This is a genomic window from Roseobacter sp. S87, assembly GCF_055693285.1.
This window is the reverse complement of sequence record NZ_JBVFTR010000004.1, coordinates 1,479,694-1,496,593: the sequence shown is the minus strand read 5'-3', so window position 1 is coordinate 1,496,593 and position 16,900 is coordinate 1,479,694. Positions and strand designations below refer to the sequence as shown.

The window sequence follows — 16,900 nt, the reverse complement described above, 5'->3', positions numbered from 1 at the left end:
CGTCAGGGGGTTTCAAGGGCGCGCCGGATCATTCCGGGGCTGAGTGAGCTGATCACGAGCTCGCGCACTTCTTTGCTGGCTTTTGCGCCCAGCGTGTATGTTGTGCTGACCGGCTCAACCGTCGCCCATGATCCGAAAAGCTCCAGGATCCCGGGCGTCTCGTTGATGGACAGGATGAAGTCGCCCTTCAGCCGCTTCAGACGAGCGGCGAGCACCACAAAGTCAGACGGCTGGAACACGTCCTTGCCATAGTCCGTCTCGCATCCCGCATAAGGCGGGTCGAGATAGAAGAGCGTGCCCTTCCGGTCGATCCGGTCGAGAAACACCTTGAAATCGGTGTTCATCACGGTCACACCGGACAGCCGTTCGTGCAGCGCCTCCAGATCCGGCTCAAGCGTTGTCAGATTGAAGCGGGCGCTGCGGTCGGCCGAGACGCCGAATGTGCGCCTGTCCACCCGGCCGCCGTAAGCGGTTCTCTGCAGGTAAAGAAACCGCGCTGCGCGCTGCAGGTCAGTCAGGGTGTCCGGATCCACCAGCATAAGCCGTTCGAAGTTGGCCTGCGTGGTGATCTGAAAGCGCAGCAGATCCAGAAATGCGACGTAGTGCTCCTGCAGAACCCGGAAGAGCGTATACACATCCCGGCTCCGGTCATTGATGAATTCGGCCTTCGCGGGCGCGGAGCGGCGCAGGAAGATCCCGCCCATACCCACAAAAGGTTCGGCATAGGTGGTGTGCTCATGCGCGTCGATCAGCCGGCAGAGGCGTTTGGCGAGGTTGCGCTTGCCACCGATGTAGGGTGCTACCGGCTGGGCGGTGCTTTTCCGTTTACTCATGGTTAAGAGGCTTTCGTTAGGTGGTCGCATGAAGGCGGCCCTAACAGTCACGGGGTCGGCGGGGATCATTCTACCGCGACCCCCGTGTCGGTAGCTGCGTCAACAGCTGCTGGCCCTTCGCTTTCCGGGATGATTTCCCACCAGGTGGAAAGCACGGTCACATCGGGATTGCCAAAGGGTTTCAGATCTGAAGCGTTGCGGATCAGATCGCGCGCATAGTTATGTGCATCGACCTCAACCAACCCATGGCGATCAAGGCAAAGCCGCAGTTCGCGCTCGGTGCGCTCGTTGAGAGGCAGCATCCGCCAGTATTGAAAGGCCTTTTGAACGCGTTCAGGAGAGAAAGGCATCAGACCTGCATCTCCAGTTGTTTTTCGGTCGGAAGCACGTCAGGGATTTCCCAGATCCAGGCGCCCGAGGCCAAGGGCAGGCGCAAGAGTGCGGAACGCATATCCTGCTGCCAGCGGGTGAACCCCATTTCCGAGCAGGCGCAGAGCGTGTGACCGGGTGGCCATCCCATCAACCATTCCACGAACAGCGGATTGAGGCGCGCTTTCCCATTCGAAGCCAGCCGCCTCGCTGCGGCGCGCCCATGTGTAGATCTCGCGTAGCGATATAGCCGGTGCCAGGTGTCCCGAGCTTTCGAGCGCGCGAGACCACTCCTCGACTTCGGAGGGTCCGGGCGGTGCGAGCGGCCTTTGCGATAAAAGGGTGTCGAAGATCTCGGGGCCGGCCAGTTCGCCGCTTGCGCAGGAAGTGGCGTCCCGCCAGCGGTATATTTCATGTTTGGGCTGCCCTTCGCGCCATCTGAGCCTTTCGGTGTCCCCCAGGCTCTCGCCTGGTTCTCGAGCCCCACCGTTCTCTTGCGGCCATCCGGGTCCAGTCCCGTTGGAGACGTTCCTGACGGGAGTGTCCGACCGCCCCGGGGGATATCCGGCGTCATCCACAGAGCTTCCACTCTGCGCGTGAAGTCGTTGTTGCCCGCGGCCGAATTGCCATTCTGCGCTGGAGTTCCTGCCATTGGCGTCGGCCAGTTTTGAACCGCTTCCTGAAGATCCGGCCCGCCCGCGCCCCGCTCTTGCCGTTTGCTGTTTGCGCCACCGCTGATTGCCTTCGCTGTGGGCCAGTATGAATACGCGTTGCCGTTCGTGCGACGCGCCTGTTTCTTCCGCCGAGAATAGGCCAGCCGCAACGCCGAAACCCATTCCGCGCAGGTCACGCACGACATCTTCGAGACCGAGGGAGAGGTGCCCGGCGACATTCTCGAAAAAACACCATGTCGGTTCCAGTTCCCTGACAATCCGTTTGATGTCTGGCCAGAGGTGCCGCGGGTCGTCTTTTCCTTTGCGTTGTCCCGCATGGGAAAACGGCTGACATGGGTATCCGGCAAGGATGGTATCACAGATCCCTCGCCATGGCCTTGCGTCGAAGGTTTTGAGATCGTCCCAGATTGGAGCTGAGTGCATGTATCCATTGCGTTGAGCGGCAATAAGGCGCTTTCGGGCTTCGGGTTCGATTTCGACGTAACAGGCGGTGGCAAAGCCCGGCTCGGCAAGTTCAAGACCCATGTCAAGTCCGCCGCCGCCTGCGCACAGGGAGAGGCCGTATCCGGGAGGTAGCACCACATCAGACACTGCCTCTGATCCGCGCACCTAGGGGCGCCCTGAACTGGTCACGCACCTGAGCGTCCCGGTCCCGACGTGGTTCCATCTCCAGACGTCTTTGCGCTCGCTCGTGGCGCTTGTGCACATTCGCGGCCCGGTACCCGTATTCAACCCAGCGCATGCGGCTGGCGAAATGCGCCAGCGCCAGCGCGATCGCATAGTCGCCGTGGCGTTTTCTGCCCTTCTTGTCCTTGGCCTCGCCTTTTTCTGTTGTGCGGATCTCGGGGACCCGCGGAATGCCGCGCACCACTTTAACCGCCCGGAGGTCGCCAAGGTGGTCCTCGTCGGGCGCAATCGCGATCGCATCGTCTTCGAAGGCGGTTTTAAGGGGCGGCATATGCAGCCGGTACCAGTCCTGTGTGAACTTGATCGCCCAGACGAGCCCGGAGCCGTCCTCGTCTTCGCGCAGCCCGAATTTCCGCCCCATATCTTCGGCCACAGTCCAGCCCATGCCGGTGGCATCAAAAGCGGCACCCAGCAAGCGGTCGCGCACCTTTGTCATCACCATGGCCGTGATCTGCTTCTGTTCGTCGCCGGGCACGTTGCGCATCTCGACCGTGAGCGCTTCGACACGTTTCATGTTTGGCAGGACGGAAAGAAGGCTCAGCACAGAGAGGTCCGCGACCCGCGCAAAGTCAAAACCCAGCGCATAGCGCAGATCCATATCAAGCCGGCCGAGTTCTTCCTCCAGCTCGTGCAGGAACGGGATGAGGAACAGCTGCTGCTCCAGTTTGCTTTTCTGAAGGTAGTCAGCCGGGAGCTCGAGGCGCAGCACCGGCGCCTCGGCTGTCATGCGGGCTTCAATAAGCGGTGCGGGAAGCCAGGCACCGCTGCTCTGGCTGGGAATACAGAACAGCTCCTCGTCCGCGCCGTCGCCGTAGAAGTCGATCAGATCCTGCCGCCACTTTGCCTCGCCCTCCGGAGACCACTCCTGACCACTGACCAGACAGATCCGCTCGTAGAGGCCGTCCTTCAGGGCATCGTCCAGATCGATCCGGAGGTGTGCGTAGGGCAGGCGTTCCGCAAGGATGTCCTGTATCTGCTCATTGAAGGTGTTGTCAGCCCCGTCATGGGTGGAGCAGACGATCACCTGACCACCCCAGATCAGGAAAGCCATCGCCGCTTTGATCAGCTCGCCCAGATCATCAACAAAAGCCGCCTCATCGATGATGATCACACCCTCTTTGCCGCGCAGGCCGCGCGGGGCGGAGGACAGCGCCTTGATCTGGTAGCCCGAGCTGAACCGGATCCGGAAAGTCTGGATCGATTTGTCGCCGTCGGTGTCACCTTCCTCAAAAAGCCCGTCCTCGATCTGAGACGCCGCGATGTTGAAGGCGCGCGCCCACATAGCACAGGCGTCGACGAACTCCCGGGTCATCTCCTGTGAATAAGAGATATACATGGCGTCCATGCCGCGCCGGGATTTGGGTCGCGACGCGCGCAGCACGGCATAGGCGGCGAGCCCCCAGGTCAGACCGATCCGTCGGGATTTCTCGACGAAGAGCACCTTTGTCGAGACCGTGTCCAGCAGGCCAACTGTTTTCGCCTGATAGGGCAGCAGGACAGCAGGCAGCCTGCCGTCCTCTGGCTTCCCCCTCGCCAGCTCCAGCACAGCGTCCATCGACGCCCGGCGCTGGCGTTCCCAGTCTTCTTGTGAAACGGGCGCGTTCATGTTTCCGGTCCGTATCGATAGGCTTCCCGGCGTTTCGCTTCTTCAGCCGTCGTGCCCTCCAGCCGTTGAATGACCTTGCGAAGATGATCGATCATTGCCGCGCCGCGCATCATCGCATCGACGTCTTCCTCGACGTGGGTCGCGTGCATCGCGTTTCCGAAATTCTGTCTCGCGCGATCGCGAAGCTCTTCAGCCATGTCTCCGGGAGTGCCCATCAAACGCTCTCCCAATATCCGCCGCGCAACCAGCCATGCCAGTGACCAACGTGGTTCACTGATGGATTGAGTGTCGCGGCACTTGTGCTGCCGTTCCAATGCCAAGTCGGCCCGGGGCCTTCTGGTTTGAACCGGTTGCCCACGACAAGCACGCCTTCATGCCCGCTGCCCGATGGACAGAAGTACCGAAACAGGATCTCGCCATCCTCGTCGGGAGGTTCGGTCAGAAAACTGCCCGGAAGCTTGCGGCGGTAAAACTCGGCCGGATCATTATCAAAGCAAATAGCCCGGATCATGCGCTGGCCTCCGGGTGGGTTTCAAAATGGATCGTATAAGGTGTGCCGCGCCAGTGCCGGACCAGGACGGTCCACTCGCCGTCCTTCAGCAGCTCTTTGCGGCCGAAAAACCGGGCCAGCCACAGGGTCAGGCGACCGGCAGAAACTGTGTTCCGGTTGGCGATCAGGATTTTCGTCTGCGCTGCGGTAATCACGCCGCAATTCCCAAAATGCTTGCCTTGATCTGCTCCTCGAGTTCTTCGGACATACCGGCCTGCCGCACAGCTTTCGCACCGGCCTCTGCCGCTTTTTCACGCTCTTCCCGGGCAATGCGTTTCCGGTCATCCTCGAGCAGCTTCTCGCGCACGGCCGAGGAGCCCATCAGATCCTTCAGCATGCGGCCGAGGTTCATCAGGTCGCCTGCCGGCAGATGCCCGTCGCCCTCGCGCACGGACCGCATCATCTGCATCGCGGAGGTTGCGATCATGGTCATCAGCGTGCGGTGCATGTCACTTTCCGCCTCGAGGTCCATGTCCGAGAGCAGCGTCTCAGCCATTGAGAAGGCCTCGCGCTGATCCTTCAGCATCTTGGAGAAGTTGCCGACGGCCGTCTTGCCCACCCGGATCGAGATGCCATCAACCTCGAGCAGCGTGTTGAACTCCTCGGTCACCTCAATGATGTCACTGAAACCACGATCGCTCAGCATCTGCTTGAGCCGCTCGACAAACTCTTCGGGGACGAGGTCCAGTTTCTTTGGCGGGGGCATCTCAGACGTCCAGTCCGAATGGCAGGATGCCCGGAACCTGCCGGTGGCCCTGGGCGGTTTCGCGGCCCGCACCCGTCAGTTTCACGATCATCAGCGCGCCAAGGCGCTCGACCTCCACCAGCCCGCTGGCCTCAAGCCAGGCGATCACCTGATCCATCTGATCGGACGTGGTCTGCAGCCCTGCCGCACGGCATCCGATCAGCAGCATGTCCGGGTTCAGGCTGCGCTCTGGCTTGGTCTCCTCAAGGTGGCGGAGCACCGTGTAGCGGCGCTTTTCCATCAGCACGCCGGGAAGCTCATTCTGCCATGTCGTCATCTCTTGTCCTTTCGTTCTGCGGCGCGCAGGGCACTCACGTGAAAACTGTGCATCATGTTCGAGAGCACGCGGATCTCCGCGGTGACCGTGCCGGTCAGCTGCTTGAGCTCCACATTAAGAGCCGAGAGATCACTCTGCCGTGCAACGGTCTCCATAGACCGCTCTACCCCGTGCACACGGGAAGACAGCGAGCTGATATCTTTGCGCAGGCTGCCCACGTCGTCGGCAACGCCTGCGAGATCCTCGTCCATGGTCTTTACCTTGCCAGCGAGGTCATCAGAGGTTTTTGCGGCCTTCTCTGCGGCGGCTGTGGCAAAGGCTTTCTGCCGCCGGTCGAACCAGAGGATCACAGCAGAGATTATCGTGAACAGTCCGATCATCAGCGCAATGATCACATTGGCGTTCTGCAGGTCTTCCATCGTCAGCATGTCAGTAAAGCACCCATGCGATTGCTACCCAGAAACCGGCGGCACAGCTGAGTTCGACAGTGATCCTGAGAGCAGCTGTTCTGGGGCCCGCGGCGCGGGCCAGAATGACAGGGATCATCACCGCATAGAGACCGAGGGCCACGATCACCGAGAGCACTTCGGGCGCCGGATGCATCTGCCAGAGATCAAAGCCGTCGGACATCAGGAACCGGGCGGCCACGTAGTAAGACCGCTCCAGCACCAGTGCCACACAGCCGATCGCCACGGTTGCCTTGAAGCCAAGGTCCATCGCGGTCTCCAGCAGTGTTCCGTAGGGCGCTCTCAGAACCCGCACTGCCAGCAATACCAGAATGGCGATGAGCGTCAGGTGGCTGGCGACCGTGTAGGCGTTCTGTTCCATCAGACCTTGCCCCGCCATGTCTTCAGACCGTCTTTGACGGTGTGACCGCCCATATAGAGGCCCATGTAGGCTACGCTGCCCTGAATGAGCACAGCCCATTCCATCGGGGGCAGGGCGATTTTGAAGATCGCATTCAGGACGTGCAGCAGCACTGCGTTCCAGAGCCAGAGAAAGCCGATCACATACATGCCGGCCGGTCTCCGGGCAGCCTGCCAGCCGCCCTTGGCCGTCTCTGCCAGCAGCAGGGCCTCGCGTGTCTCTGCCTCTGCAATGGCGAGCTGGACCATCTCAGGGGCAATGCCCTCAACACTGACGATGGCGCCCTGAACAAGCTCGGGATTGTCTGCCGCGAACTCTTCGAGCATGCCGGGATCTACGCCGACGCGCTCAGCGACTGCGCCAGCAACCTGCTCCGCGAGCCGGGTGTTGCCCGGGCCGATCCGGTCAGAGAGGATACGCCTGACCAACGGCGCGCCGATTTCCGCTGCAAGGCCGATCAGGGCGGAGCTCATCTCAGTTAACCTCGCCCGGTGCGGGCTCCGGATAGGGATCCGGATACTCAAACCACCAGTTCCCGCCATGACCCTGAATGCAGGCCGTTTCGTCCTCTACAACGGCGACTGTATGAGATCGGGCATCAGGTGACCCGAAGATGACGATCTGTCGACCGGCGGCGTCAGATCCGACAAAAACCGGAGCCTCCCCGCGCGCCTCAAGCAGTCCTGCCTTCAGGATGTCGAGGTGCAGACAATTCGCAGCCACCGGCCCGGGAAGGACCAGAAAGACCGCAAGGGCCAGAAGGGTTAAAAAATGCAGATTGCGCATAGGTCAGAAGCTCCTCAGTTTGCGTGCAAGGGAAGGCAGGGTGTTCTGGATTTTCGCGGCAAGGACGTCCCGGTATTTCCAGGTGTACCAGAGGGCGAACAACAGCGCGTTCAACAGCACAAGCGCGACAAAGACGGCGCTCAGGGACGGATCAACAAGGTCTGCAGCTCCGGATCCAGCGCCCACTGCGGTACCTGTCGCTGACGTCAGAGCGGTGTCTTTCGTCTTCTTTCGGGCATCCAGCCGTCGCTGCAGGGTTGAAAGAGTGGCCATCCCGATGATGCCGTCTACGGTAAGGTCATGGTCCCGCTGGAATTTCACAACAGCACCGACACGGACGCCCCGCGCATCCCGCCCGACGTCCAGACCAAGGCCAGCAAGGCCTGCGCGGATCTCCGCCATTTCGCTCCCGTCGATCGGTACGACGATACGGGCAAGCATTTCAGAAGGTGACCGGGCGGGCGCTGTGCCATAGTCGGCATCGCGCATCACGTCGAACTCTTCTTCCCGGCGTCTGACCAGACCGGGCAGAACCCGTCCCTTGGCTTTGCGCCAGAGACCCAGCCGTCTTTTCACCTCCGGCCAGTTACGGGCACTCCACGCTTTTACCCAGGAGGCACGGCCGATGGCGCCGGTGTTGAAATGGAAGCTGACGCCCGCGTCGAACTCGTGCTGCTTTGCCCCGGGCATCGTCCGGGCAACGGCCGGCTCGTAGTTCCGGTTCAGGGCCTTGCCCAGCAGATCAGAAGCCTCTCGCTTACTGATCTTCATACCTGCCTTCGGATTGATCACGCCGGAGGCTTTGGTCAGACCCGCCCCGATGGTCCAGATCCCGACGGGATCCCGATAGGCCTTCAGGACAACACCCTCATGGCGTTCCAGAAACGCAATACCTTCGGCGCTGGTTTTCATGGCAATGACCCCGGAAAAGACACGGGGCCCGGCGCGCCCGCGTTACCCTGTCAGAATGGGGCGAGCCTGAGCACGGATACATCCGCAACCAGTTGCGGATGTATCAGAACAGGGAGAGTTGGTCTGACGTGTTCGGAGAGCGCTGCTCGCCCGATAGGTATTTCCGGACGGTCACGTCAGACACATGCAGTCTGCGCGCGATTTTCGCATTCGACAAGCCTTTTGCGTTCAGGACCCGTGCGATCCACGGTTTGCCGATCGGTATGCGGCCCTTGATCCGGCCTGAAGCGGCACAGATGGCCCTGGCCTTTTCCACGCCCACCGTTCGCACCAGCTCCGAGTTGTCACCCGGTCGGTCCGGGAAATACATCTCCGCCCCGCCGAAGGTCAGCAGGAACTCCACGGCCATATCCGTGCCGAGAATATCGACATAGGATTTCAGGTTCGCAGGAGGGGGCGGGAGATCTGTCACTGGCGCCGCTTTCTCCAGCGGCGGGCGCGGTTGCTCAGCTTAGAGCCGCCACCGTGAACTGAGATCACAGAACCATTTTTGCTCAGAACATACCGGACGCCTTCCGCCACGAGGGTGCAGGGCGCTTTGTCCCGGCCCCCGGCCGCGTTCCGGGCGATCCGTTTGCGCAGGGTCTCGATATCCACGCCGTACACGCGCTCCAGATACCGGATCACGGCATGATCTGTGACACGTGCGCGGCCGGGTTTCATCGTCTGCCCCTGCCGAAGTCGAAGTCGATATTTGCACGTCTGCCCCATGCTTTCAGGGCCTGAACGACCTCGTCGATCTTGTCGGCTTCGCGCAGCATGTCGATATCGGCCGGAACCGACGACCAGTGATCCCCGAAGCGGGACCGGACGAAAGCATTCAGGCCGGCACGGCCGGGCCGGTCGAGCGCTCCGGCGTCCCCCAGCTTCTTCCAGAGCACATGCACCAGCCGCAGATCCGCCCGCGGGGCCTGCGGGTGCGAGCGCCGGCTTCCGGATGCTTTGAACCCGTCATGCTTCAGACGCTCAAGCACGGCCGTCATTTCGGCCTCGGACATGTCTGACATGCTCTCCTTGCCGCAAACCTCGAGCTGCAGTGCGCGGCGGTCGTCTTGATTGAGACCTAACTCGCGACAGCCGACGTGGATCAGTTTTTGCAGCGACCGGCTCATGACACACCCACCGTGCCACGTCTGGAGACGAAGGGTGCGCGGCCGACCCAGAACTGATCGGACCGCGCAAGCTTAACCAGCGAATACTTGATGCTTCTTGCCTTGAGCCGTTTCTCCCGGGGCAGCCGGTTGTCAAAACGCTCCAGTCCGTTGACGACTGTGCTGTGGTCACGATCGCCGAATTCCCGCCCGATAGCGGCCATGGAAAGATCGGTCAGTGTCCGGCAAAGATCGTAGGCGATCGCTCGGGCCTCCACCTGATGGACAAAACGTTCGGGGCCTTCCAACTCCGAAATCGGGATGTCGAAGTGCTCACTGACAGCCTGTTTGATGTCGTCAATGGTGATCCCTTTCATGCCGCCAAAGCCCCCAGTTCCTGATCAGAGAGCTCTGCCCAGAGGATCCAGAAACCCCGGAACACGCCGGTGCCATGCTCCTTCAGCCAGAAGGCATGCATGTCTGCCATGTCATCAAACCCGTCCTGCCGGGCGAAGGTGTTGAAAGAGGCAGGTTCAAGGGCCGCTTCAACGCCTGGAAACACACCGGCGCCCACGAAGGCCATCTGGTCTGTCTCAATGTGCAGACGGATCGGTTTGACCGCCACACAGATCGGATCGGGGATGATCTTGCGACAGAACCGGGTGCGCATGCCTTGGTAAAGCTGGACGGCCTCGCCGACACGGGCGTGGCGCTTGCGGTCCCCCCGGATCGTACCGATCTTGGTGCCATCCTCGATCCGGGGCGAGAACCGCTTTTTGAAGCTGTATGCAACCATCAGGCTTCTACCCGGAAGAATTTCCAGTGCGGCAGGGCAACCCGGTCAACGGCGCCACCCCGGAAGCCGACGACCTCCTCGCGGTGAATAATGCGCTCGCCTTTAGCCTCACCGGGATGCGAGTAGAGGATCTTTCCGACGATCAGCTCGTCCTCCGCAATGACCTCGAAGGCTGCCTGAAGATCCTCCAGATCGGTTTCAACAAACTGATAGGTGTAGTTGTCCGAAAGGCGCGCATGTGGTTTGAAAAATACCTGAAGAACGGTTCCCATGATCTTACGCCTTTGCCATGTCGATGGAGACGGCCCGCCAGGGCGCATCGAAGCTGTCGCGCCGGTAGCAGCGCACATAGGATTTCTGGCCCACAACCCGCTGTGCATCGCGGATCGCATCCATGGCGCGGTTCCAGCGCTCCTCATCGATGTCGAGACGCATCAGGCGGATGATCTCCGCCCGGTTCACCTGTCCGGCCTTGTCCGTGTGGAAGGCGTTGGTGATCACCGCGCGGATCTCGGGACGGGCATCTTCGGCCCATTCATTCAGGCACTGATCGACCAGTTCCTTTGCGACCTGCAGCTCGGGCCCGAAGTCGATAAAGTCGGCGATCCGCACCTCGACCTTCATCAGGCCGTCAAAAGAGAGCAGGGACTTATTGCCTTTGCGCCCGCCGATGGTGGTGCCGTATTCCTGTGCAAGGATCCCTTCAAAGGCCATGATGTCATCGAGAACATGCGCCTTCAGGCGGCTGATCTGACCACTGGCGGCGATCCAGAAGCCCAGAATTTTGCGGACGGTCTCGTCCTCTAGCTGGGTCTGTGGTTTGACCATGTCGGCCGGGATCATGCCGCCTTTGGCATCGTGCATGTATTCCTTGCCGGCAATCGTTCTCCGTCCCGTCGGAACGGGAGCTGGCGTGAATTCAGTCGTCATAGAAGTTCTCCTCGATGTGGTCAGGTCTGGTGCCTTCGCAGCCCTGGCAGATGCGCAGAAGGGCATCGCGGTGGTCGGCAAACAGAAGTAGGCAGACGTCGGTATCCGGCGGCACTTCCCCGCAGCGGGAGCAGGTCTCATCGTCGTGACCGACATGCCATTTATCGGTGGGCTTGATGCCGCCGGGGATCAGGTCCTCAAGGCTCGCCATCACCGGGTTCCTTTTTGATAAAGGCCAATACACGGTCATCGGCCGTGCGGCGCAGGATGCGTGCAGTTTCCTCGGCGATGTCAGCTGATCGTATGCCGAGCTCCTGGCAGACTTGATCGAGAAATTCCTGCGCGAGCTGGCGGGTCGAAAAAAGCGATACCAGTTCTGAGCTTTGAGATAGCGAATGCCGCCGCCGAAACCCGACTTGGCAAAGATCGTTTTCGCTCGCACCCGATCGATCTCAATGAGCTTCGGACGCAGCCTGTGTCCCGGGCCGTCCCAGCTCCTTTGTATCAGGACGGCGAAGGCTTGTGTCTGATCGGTCATATCAGCCTCCCAACCGCATTTGCGCATTCAGCGCGCTGGCGATCTGCTGGGCAGTTTCAGCCCGCTTTCCGGCACTCTTGTCCACCTCGCACACGGTGTAGGCATTGTTCAGAACCGTCTCGTGAGTGCCTTCCTGCTTCACATGCGGTCGGCGGCAGACAAAGGCTCCGGATGCGTAGAAAGCGCCATCCTGTGGTGTTCTGGTCATCGTTTGTCCTTTTCGATCTGGGGGTAAAGTGCCTGCCGGTCGGGATCGTCGGGGCGGCCCGGTAGGACACCGCTGAGCACAATCACCATCGCCATGGCCTCGATCTCGTTCATGGTGCAGAGCGTGGTGCCCCGCGGCCCCAGCAGGTCCACCTTGTTCACGCCACTGCCGGCAAGGCGCAGCATTTCTTCGCGGGTCATACGGGTCGGCTCATTCGCCATCGGACTGCGCCTCCCGGAAACGGTCGCAGCGGCGACAGGCTCTGAACATCCGGACAGTGATCGGGCTGGCAGAGGTGAGCTCTTCCGCTTCATCACGCCAGTTGAGGCAATCCACTGAGGTGATCCAGCCGAGTGCCGGACATTTGACCTGTTCAACGCAGATGACCGAGCGGACCCGGTCCTCAAGCCGTTTCATGTTGCCGCGATAGTCATTGCGCAGGAGTGAACTGATCACGCTGGGTGACCGGCCGATCCGGGCGGCCACGATGCTCTGCGATGCACCGTCGGCGTCACATGCCGCAACCAGCGCTTCGATCCATTCGGGGACAGTGCCCAGTGCGGCGCGGGCGATCTGTAAACGCTCGCTCACAGCCGCGCCCCCCGGACATGGGCCACCCGGTCCTCGTTCGTGTCGACCAAAACCTGCATGCGGCGGATCTCAGGGGGCAGGGGGCCTGTATCCCGCAGCAGCATGTAGCGGGCCGGGCGCCCGGACATCGGCCGGGCCTTCTGCAGGACCTTCAGGTACCCGGCATCCAGAAGGGCTGAGCAGTACTTGCGCAGATCGGCTTCGGTTGCGGGTTCACTGGTTGCTGCCAGCGACGAGACGATCTCGCCCTGGGTAAACCGGCCCATGGCGCGCATGGCGCTCCAGATCGCGCCTTCCGGCGTACGCCGTTTCTTTGCGGCCCGCTTCAGGCGTTCTTCGGTCTTCAGCAGGGAGTAGAATGGCGTGCCACCCTCGCGGGTCACCAGCTTCATTCGACCTTCTTTGCGCAGGGTGCGCAGGAAGTGGTTCCGGCGCACTGTGGGTCCACCGACCTGATCGAGCACTTCGGCATTGGTGAACATCGGGTGCCGCTGCATGTAGGCCATCATGACTTTTTTCTCGGCCTCAAAATCGGCTTTAAACGTGTTCATTGAGGCCCCTCCGTGGTGCAGGTGCGCGTGACTGGAACAACGGGCGGTTGCCCCATTCTTTCAGTGTGATGCTGCTCACGCCTTCGGTCCGGCAGGTCTCGACGAGATAGGCCAGATCCTTGCTGATCAGCCCGGCATTGCCGGCGCAGGTGCTGATGATGTGCTCCAGCATCGTGTCATCGATCTCGAGCCCGTCCGCGTAGTTCTGGGCCAGCAGGCGGGTATCCCGGAGATTGGAAGGCTCAGCGCCCACCCATGACAGCACCCTGCTGTCCACCAGCTCAAAGGCCTGGAGTTTCTGGGGAAACTTTTCCATCCCGATCATGATGACCGGCACATCCGAGCCGTCGTGAAAGTCCCGGATGACCTCGATCATACCGCGCTCGATGGCGTAGTCAGCTTCGTCGATGATCAGGGGGCGGTCTGCGATCGCGAGCCCCTGATTGACCTGTTTGAGCATCTCGGCCTGGGTCTTTGCCGGGACGATCGACAACTCGCGCAGTGTCTCTTTCAGCAGCGTCTTGACGGTCCAGAGTTTCTGGATCGAGATGTGGATGGCGTCCTGCTGCACCTTGGCGTGGATACACGCAAAGGTTTTTCCAAAGCCGGGCGGTCCGTAAAAAACCGCCATGCCGGGCAGACCGAAGGCGCGGTTGTTGACCCGCTCGATCAGGGCATTCAGCGCCGCGACGTTGCGCAGCGGCTTAACTCTGTTGCCCAGGTTCATGATCTGTGACATAGATACTCCATCCAAAGGTTCCGCCGTCGTCCGGGTGCAAACGGGCGGCGGCTTTCTTTTGGGCCTTACCCGACCCCGTCCTCACCAAACGTCTCGTACATGCCCAGTGCGCTTCGGTATTCCGCCGTGCGGACATACTCGCGCAGCAGGCGCGCTTCCTCGGATCCCACCGGCTCACCGGCTTCAGACCTCTCGATCACAGCGCGGGCCCACCAGAAGCGGTCCGCGGCGGTATCCGGCAGGGCGTTGTCCTGATCGGGCCGCTTTTCCTGCAGCCGTTCTTCCATGCTCAGGATCAGGGCATCCTGTTCGGCATCAAGTTCCGGGTTTTCCGGTGCCTCGTAGGCATGGTGTGTCCGGGCGGAGGCCTGACGCGCGCCGAACGTCGGCGAGACAACCTTGGCCTCAAGCGGTTCCGGTGCCTCGGGAGCTGCTGCGTCTTTGCGGTCAGCCAGATCCTGCACGCTGTGCGGACGGTGCGCGTCCAGAAGCCTGCGCTCCGCCCGGCGGATACGTGCCCGCCTGCGGGATGTCTCACCCGCCTCCGTGATGTCGAAGAAGCCGACCTTCTGCTGGCACTCGGCAAAGCCAAGGAACCCGCCGTCGGTCGCGTAAATATGCAGACCTTTGTGCAGGTCTTCGGGATCAAAGCGCGCGACAACTTTCGTGCCCGCTGACTGCGACATCCACTCCGAGTGATAGACGTTGCCAAAGGCCTTCAGGCTTCCATTCGCCCGGTTGAGCAGGCCGACGTGCTGACCCATCATCCAAAGCCGGCGCTGCTCGTCGGTCGCGCGCCGGATCCGGGCCGTGGCGTAGCTCTCCGCGAAGGTCTCATCAAAGGACCGGCCCAGCGTGGTCGGAGACAGGCGTCCGGGCCGTGCGTTGTGCTCAATGATGCCCTCTGAGACAACCTGCAGAAACTTCTCTGAGGGAACGGCGCGGCTGCCATAGTTTTCCGGCTTGGCCGTCGGCTTGTTGCCGACATAGGCCCCGTGAAACCGCGGGTCCTTGGCGATATCGCTGGCAAAATCGCGGAAGGTCCGCTCGATCGGCTTGGCCTGACCATGCGCAGGCGTGGCCCAGTGCATCTTTATGCCCATAAGGGGCAGAACACCGAGCGGGTCGTCATCACGCACCTTGAAACGGAAGCGCGTGGGCGCCCCGGCCGTCATCCACTTGTTCGCAAACTCGTGGCCGTTGTCGAAAAGGCAGTGCTGCGGGATCCCCCAGTTCTCGACGAGCTCACCGAAGGCGCTCATCACCATCACTTTGTTCGGATCGTGATCAACCCGCCAGCTCAGGACCTTGCCGCTGTAGATGTCCTGGAACGCCACGATCTGAGGGCGGTTCACCGTGCCGTCAGGCCAGCGGACAAACACATCGATCTTGTGGCAGTCCGCGTTGACGCCTTCCATGGCTGTGAGACCACTCCGGTCCCGGATCTGCGCCGGAAAACACCGCATCAGACCCTTCTCGCCCTCACGTGCAAAGACCCGCGTTACACGCGGCACATCCGCCTCCAGACGCCGGCGTGCCGTGCGCTCGATCGGCACAGACCACCCCTGTCGCTGCGCCTCGCGTACCGCGTCCCGGTAGCACTGCCGGAACGTGGGTTGTTCAAGGCGCAGATAGTTGCTCTTCAGGTGATCCATGAAGGCGCGGGTTTCAGCCTTTGGGGGGTGTTTGACCGCTCGTTTTGCGGTCTTCGGCGCGAGGTAAGCGAGGCGGTCTGTTTCATCGACGCCTTCAATCATCGCCAGCCAGTTGTAGATTGTCCGTGGAGACACGCTCTGCCGCTGCGCGACTGCGCTGACGGCATTGACTTGGGTGGATCCTGACAGGTGCAGACTTTCAACAAGCCGGAGTGTTTCCAGCCGGTCCCGCGCCTGCGTTTTCGCCTTGTCGGGTAGGGCATCAAAGTCAGCCCAGACTTCGGCAACGGACTGCAGTGGCTCAGCAGTGCTGGCCTCCTCTGTCAGCAGCTTTGCACGCGCCTCTGAAGGCAACAGCGACCAGTGATACTGCCATCCGCCGCCGCGACCAGGCTTGCGGCGCGCGCTGCCCGGCGTGGCGCGCCAGCCCAGACGATCAGCCATCGCGTTTACAGCGCGCTTTGTCCCAGGCAACCCGGGCAGGCCGGAGACTGCCAGATCTTCCGCTGTCCACCAGATTTGCTCGGGCTCCAACCGCGGGCTCATGAGCGGGTCCTCGCCTTGAAGGAAACCACGTCGCCACTCTGACCACCAGGGCGGCTGGCCTGTGCCAGCAGCTGCTCCAGCTCCTCCACGTGCCTCGACACAAACTGCAGGCGTGTAGCCTTGGATGAACGGTTCCAGGCGTCATCCAGTTTCTCGGTGGCAGCGTCCGGAGACTTCGCGGCCGCACCGGGCGCTTTGTTCCGGCGGTCCAGCACTTCCTTTGCGGATTTTGCCTTGCCGAGAGACAGCTCCCGGCAGATTACCGGGCGGTCGTCAGGCGGGCATTTGGCGATCATCTGCAGATCAGCAAGTGTGACGGGTTTCGGGGCCTTGCGGAGCTGGGCGATCAGATCGCGGTTCAGGCCCTGACCGGCGGCAACGAGCCTCTCGACATGGCGGGCAGTGATGTCGCGCTTCTCGGCCACAGTTTGGCAGAACGACATGATGTCGTTCTGGCGACCACCGACATGCTGGTTGCCTCGATTTCCTCCGTTTTTCGCCTCCGGATACATCCGCTCATAGACGGCTTTTCGCTCTGCGAGGAACACAGCCAGATCAAGCGGGTTCAGGTCGGCGTGGGCCAGATTGTCGTCGATCTCGGCCATGGTTGCCCAGTCGTCAGTGCAGTCCCAGACTTTGGCAGGAATGGTGTCGTGCCCGAGCGCCCTGAACGCTGCCACGCGATGTCCACCGGCGATGAGTTTAAGCCGGCCGCCCTGGTGGCGGACTTTGCGGACATGAATTTCGGCCTGAAGGCCGATCTCGCGGATCGAGGCGACTAGGCTCTGTACGGCCAGCTCTGATACCGGGCGCAGCCGGTCGTCAATATCGATGTCGGTGATTGGAATTTCGGCTGTTTCCAGCAGTCTTGCTTCGCGGGTCATGAAGC

General features: G+C 61.5%; 29 protein-coding genes. All 29 read right to left on the bottom strand.

The window, feature by feature from the left end; genetic code table 11:
- Window positions 1-2: 2 nt before the first annotated feature.
- Complete coding sequence (locus tag ACZ1HA_RS08340; RefSeq protein ID WP_436399311.1) at window positions 3-833, bottom strand: DNA adenine methylase; 831 nt, start codon at window positions 831-833, stop codon at window positions 3-5.
- A gap of 65 nt (window positions 834-898) precedes the next feature.
- Entirely contained in the window at window positions 899-1,183 is a 285-nt protein-coding gene (locus ACZ1HA_RS08335) for a hypothetical protein (RefSeq protein ID WP_375227514.1), read from the bottom strand.
- A 39-nt stretch (window positions 1,184-1,222) separates the two neighbouring features.
- Window positions 1,223-2,455 (bottom strand): DNA cytosine methyltransferase, encoded by a 1,233-nt coding sequence (locus ACZ1HA_RS08330; RefSeq protein WP_472715304.1) that lies wholly within the window; start codon window positions 2,453-2,455, stop codon window positions 1,223-1,225.
- 4 nt (window positions 2,456-2,459) lie between these two features.
- On the bottom strand, window positions 2,460-4,169 hold the full coding sequence (locus ACZ1HA_RS08325; RefSeq protein WP_375227515.1) for a hypothetical protein: 1,710 nt from the start codon (window positions 4,167-4,169) through the stop codon (window positions 2,460-2,462).
- Window positions 4,166-4,384 (bottom strand): hypothetical protein, encoded by a 219-nt coding sequence (locus ACZ1HA_RS08320; protein ID WP_436399313.1) that lies wholly within the window; start codon window positions 4,382-4,384, stop codon window positions 4,166-4,168. Before ACZ1HA_RS08320 ends, ACZ1HA_RS08325 begins: the two co-directional genes overlap by 4 nt.
- Window positions 4,384-4,680: a ubiquitination-like system serine protease family protein gene (locus ACZ1HA_RS08315; protein ID WP_375227517.1), complete on the bottom strand. Its 297-nt coding sequence runs from the start codon at window positions 4,678-4,680 to the stop codon at window positions 4,384-4,386. Before ACZ1HA_RS08315 ends, ACZ1HA_RS08320 begins: the two co-directional genes overlap by 1 nt.
- The gene (locus tag ACZ1HA_RS08310; RefSeq protein ID WP_375227518.1) at window positions 4,677-4,874 is read right to left on the bottom strand and encodes a hypothetical protein; all 198 of its coding nucleotides are present in this window, start codon (window positions 4,872-4,874) and stop codon (window positions 4,677-4,679) included. The genes ACZ1HA_RS08315 and ACZ1HA_RS08310 overlap by 4 nt, the downstream gene beginning before the upstream one ends.
- Window positions 4,871-5,425 (bottom strand): phage protein Gp27 family protein, encoded by a 555-nt coding sequence (locus ACZ1HA_RS08305; protein ID WP_375227519.1) that lies wholly within the window; start codon window positions 5,423-5,425, stop codon window positions 4,871-4,873. Before ACZ1HA_RS08305 ends, ACZ1HA_RS08310 begins: the two co-directional genes overlap by 4 nt.
- Before the next feature lies 1 nt (window position 5,426).
- On the bottom strand, window positions 5,427-5,741 hold the full coding sequence (locus ACZ1HA_RS08300) for a VpaChn25_0724 family phage protein (protein WP_436399314.1): 315 nt from the start codon (window positions 5,739-5,741) through the stop codon (window positions 5,427-5,429).
- A complete protein-coding gene (locus tag ACZ1HA_RS08295) occupies window positions 5,738-6,169 on the bottom strand; it encodes a hypothetical protein (protein ID WP_375227521.1) in 432 nt (143 codons plus the stop codon). The genes ACZ1HA_RS08300 and ACZ1HA_RS08295 overlap by 4 nt, the downstream gene beginning before the upstream one ends.
- A 1-nt stretch (window position 6,170) precedes the next feature.
- Complete coding sequence (locus ACZ1HA_RS08290) at window positions 6,171-6,587, bottom strand: hypothetical protein (RefSeq protein ID WP_375227522.1); 417 nt, start codon at window positions 6,585-6,587, stop codon at window positions 6,171-6,173.
- Window positions 6,569-7,081, bottom strand: a complete 513-nt coding sequence (locus ACZ1HA_RS08285; RefSeq protein WP_375227523.1) for a hypothetical protein — start codon at window positions 7,079-7,081, stop codon at window positions 6,569-6,571. Before ACZ1HA_RS08285 ends, ACZ1HA_RS08290 begins: the two co-directional genes overlap by 19 nt.
- 1 nt (window position 7,082) lies before the next feature.
- Window positions 7,083-7,394: a hypothetical protein gene (locus ACZ1HA_RS08280; protein WP_375227524.1), complete on the bottom strand. Its 312-nt coding sequence runs from the start codon at window positions 7,392-7,394 to the stop codon at window positions 7,083-7,085.
- Window positions 7,395-7,397: 3 nt separating this feature from the next.
- Window positions 7,398-8,306 carry a glycoside hydrolase family protein gene (locus tag ACZ1HA_RS08275; protein WP_375227525.1) on the bottom strand — a complete coding sequence of 303 codons (909 nt, stop codon included), beginning with the start codon at window positions 8,304-8,306 and terminating at the stop codon, window positions 7,398-7,400.
- Window positions 8,307-8,409: 103 nt separating this feature from the next.
- Window positions 8,410-8,778 carry a helix-turn-helix domain-containing protein gene (locus tag ACZ1HA_RS08270; RefSeq protein ID WP_375227526.1) on the bottom strand — a complete coding sequence of 123 codons (369 nt, stop codon included), beginning with the start codon at window positions 8,776-8,778 and terminating at the stop codon, window positions 8,410-8,412.
- A complete protein-coding gene (locus tag ACZ1HA_RS08265; protein ID WP_375227527.1) occupies window positions 8,775-9,029 on the bottom strand; it encodes a hypothetical protein in 255 nt (84 codons plus the stop codon). Before ACZ1HA_RS08265 ends, ACZ1HA_RS08270 begins: the two co-directional genes overlap by 4 nt.
- Window positions 9,026-9,478: a gp16 family protein gene (locus tag ACZ1HA_RS08260; protein ID WP_375227528.1), complete on the bottom strand. Its 453-nt coding sequence runs from the start codon at window positions 9,476-9,478 to the stop codon at window positions 9,026-9,028. The genes ACZ1HA_RS08265 and ACZ1HA_RS08260 overlap by 4 nt, the downstream gene beginning before the upstream one ends.
- The gene (locus tag ACZ1HA_RS08255; protein ID WP_375227529.1) at window positions 9,475-9,834 is read right to left on the bottom strand and encodes a helix-turn-helix domain-containing protein; all 360 of its coding nucleotides are present in this window, start codon (window positions 9,832-9,834) and stop codon (window positions 9,475-9,477) included. Before ACZ1HA_RS08255 ends, ACZ1HA_RS08260 begins: the two co-directional genes overlap by 4 nt.
- A complete protein-coding gene (locus ACZ1HA_RS08250; RefSeq protein WP_375227530.1) occupies window positions 9,831-10,253 on the bottom strand; it encodes an ASCH domain-containing protein in 423 nt (140 codons plus the stop codon). Before ACZ1HA_RS08250 ends, ACZ1HA_RS08255 begins: the two co-directional genes overlap by 4 nt.
- Entirely contained in the window at window positions 10,253-10,525 is a 273-nt protein-coding gene (locus ACZ1HA_RS08245) for a hypothetical protein (protein WP_375227531.1), read from the bottom strand. Before ACZ1HA_RS08245 ends, ACZ1HA_RS08250 begins: the two co-directional genes overlap by 1 nt.
- A gap of 4 nt (window positions 10,526-10,529) precedes the next feature.
- Window positions 10,530-11,183: a DUF3164 family protein gene (locus ACZ1HA_RS08240; protein WP_375227532.1), complete on the bottom strand. Its 654-nt coding sequence runs from the start codon at window positions 11,181-11,183 to the stop codon at window positions 10,530-10,532.
- The gene (locus ACZ1HA_RS08235) at window positions 11,173-11,721 is read right to left on the bottom strand and encodes a hypothetical protein (protein ID WP_375227533.1); all 549 of its coding nucleotides are present in this window, start codon (window positions 11,719-11,721) and stop codon (window positions 11,173-11,175) included. The genes ACZ1HA_RS08240 and ACZ1HA_RS08235 overlap by 11 nt, the downstream gene beginning before the upstream one ends.
- 1 nt (window position 11,722) lies before the next feature.
- Window positions 11,723-11,929 (bottom strand): hypothetical protein, encoded by a 207-nt coding sequence (locus ACZ1HA_RS08230; protein WP_375227534.1) that lies wholly within the window; start codon window positions 11,927-11,929, stop codon window positions 11,723-11,725.
- Window positions 11,926-12,129 (bottom strand): hypothetical protein, encoded by a 204-nt coding sequence (locus ACZ1HA_RS08225; protein WP_375227535.1) that lies wholly within the window; start codon window positions 12,127-12,129, stop codon window positions 11,926-11,928. The genes ACZ1HA_RS08230 and ACZ1HA_RS08225 overlap by 4 nt, the downstream gene beginning before the upstream one ends.
- Before the next feature lie 10 nt (window positions 12,130-12,139).
- Entirely contained in the window at window positions 12,140-12,520 is a 381-nt protein-coding gene (locus ACZ1HA_RS08220; RefSeq protein ID WP_472713533.1) for a hypothetical protein, read from the bottom strand.
- A complete protein-coding gene (locus tag ACZ1HA_RS08215) occupies window positions 12,517-13,071 on the bottom strand; it encodes a hypothetical protein (RefSeq protein WP_436399321.1) in 555 nt (184 codons plus the stop codon). Before ACZ1HA_RS08215 ends, ACZ1HA_RS08220 begins: the two co-directional genes overlap by 4 nt.
- Window positions 13,058-13,810 (bottom strand): AAA family ATPase, encoded by a 753-nt coding sequence (locus tag ACZ1HA_RS08210; RefSeq protein ID WP_472713532.1) that lies wholly within the window; start codon window positions 13,808-13,810, stop codon window positions 13,058-13,060. The genes ACZ1HA_RS08215 and ACZ1HA_RS08210 overlap by 14 nt, the downstream gene beginning before the upstream one ends.
- A gap of 65 nt (window positions 13,811-13,875) precedes the next feature.
- Entirely contained in the window at window positions 13,876-16,011 is a 2,136-nt protein-coding gene (locus ACZ1HA_RS08205; RefSeq protein ID WP_436399323.1) for a transposase domain-containing protein, read from the bottom strand.
- Window positions 16,008-16,895 carry a ParB/RepB/Spo0J family partition protein gene (locus ACZ1HA_RS08200; protein ID WP_375227541.1) on the bottom strand — a complete coding sequence of 296 codons (888 nt, stop codon included), beginning with the start codon at window positions 16,893-16,895 and terminating at the stop codon, window positions 16,008-16,010. The genes ACZ1HA_RS08205 and ACZ1HA_RS08200 overlap by 4 nt, the downstream gene beginning before the upstream one ends.
- Window positions 16,896-16,900 lie beyond the last annotated feature (5 nt).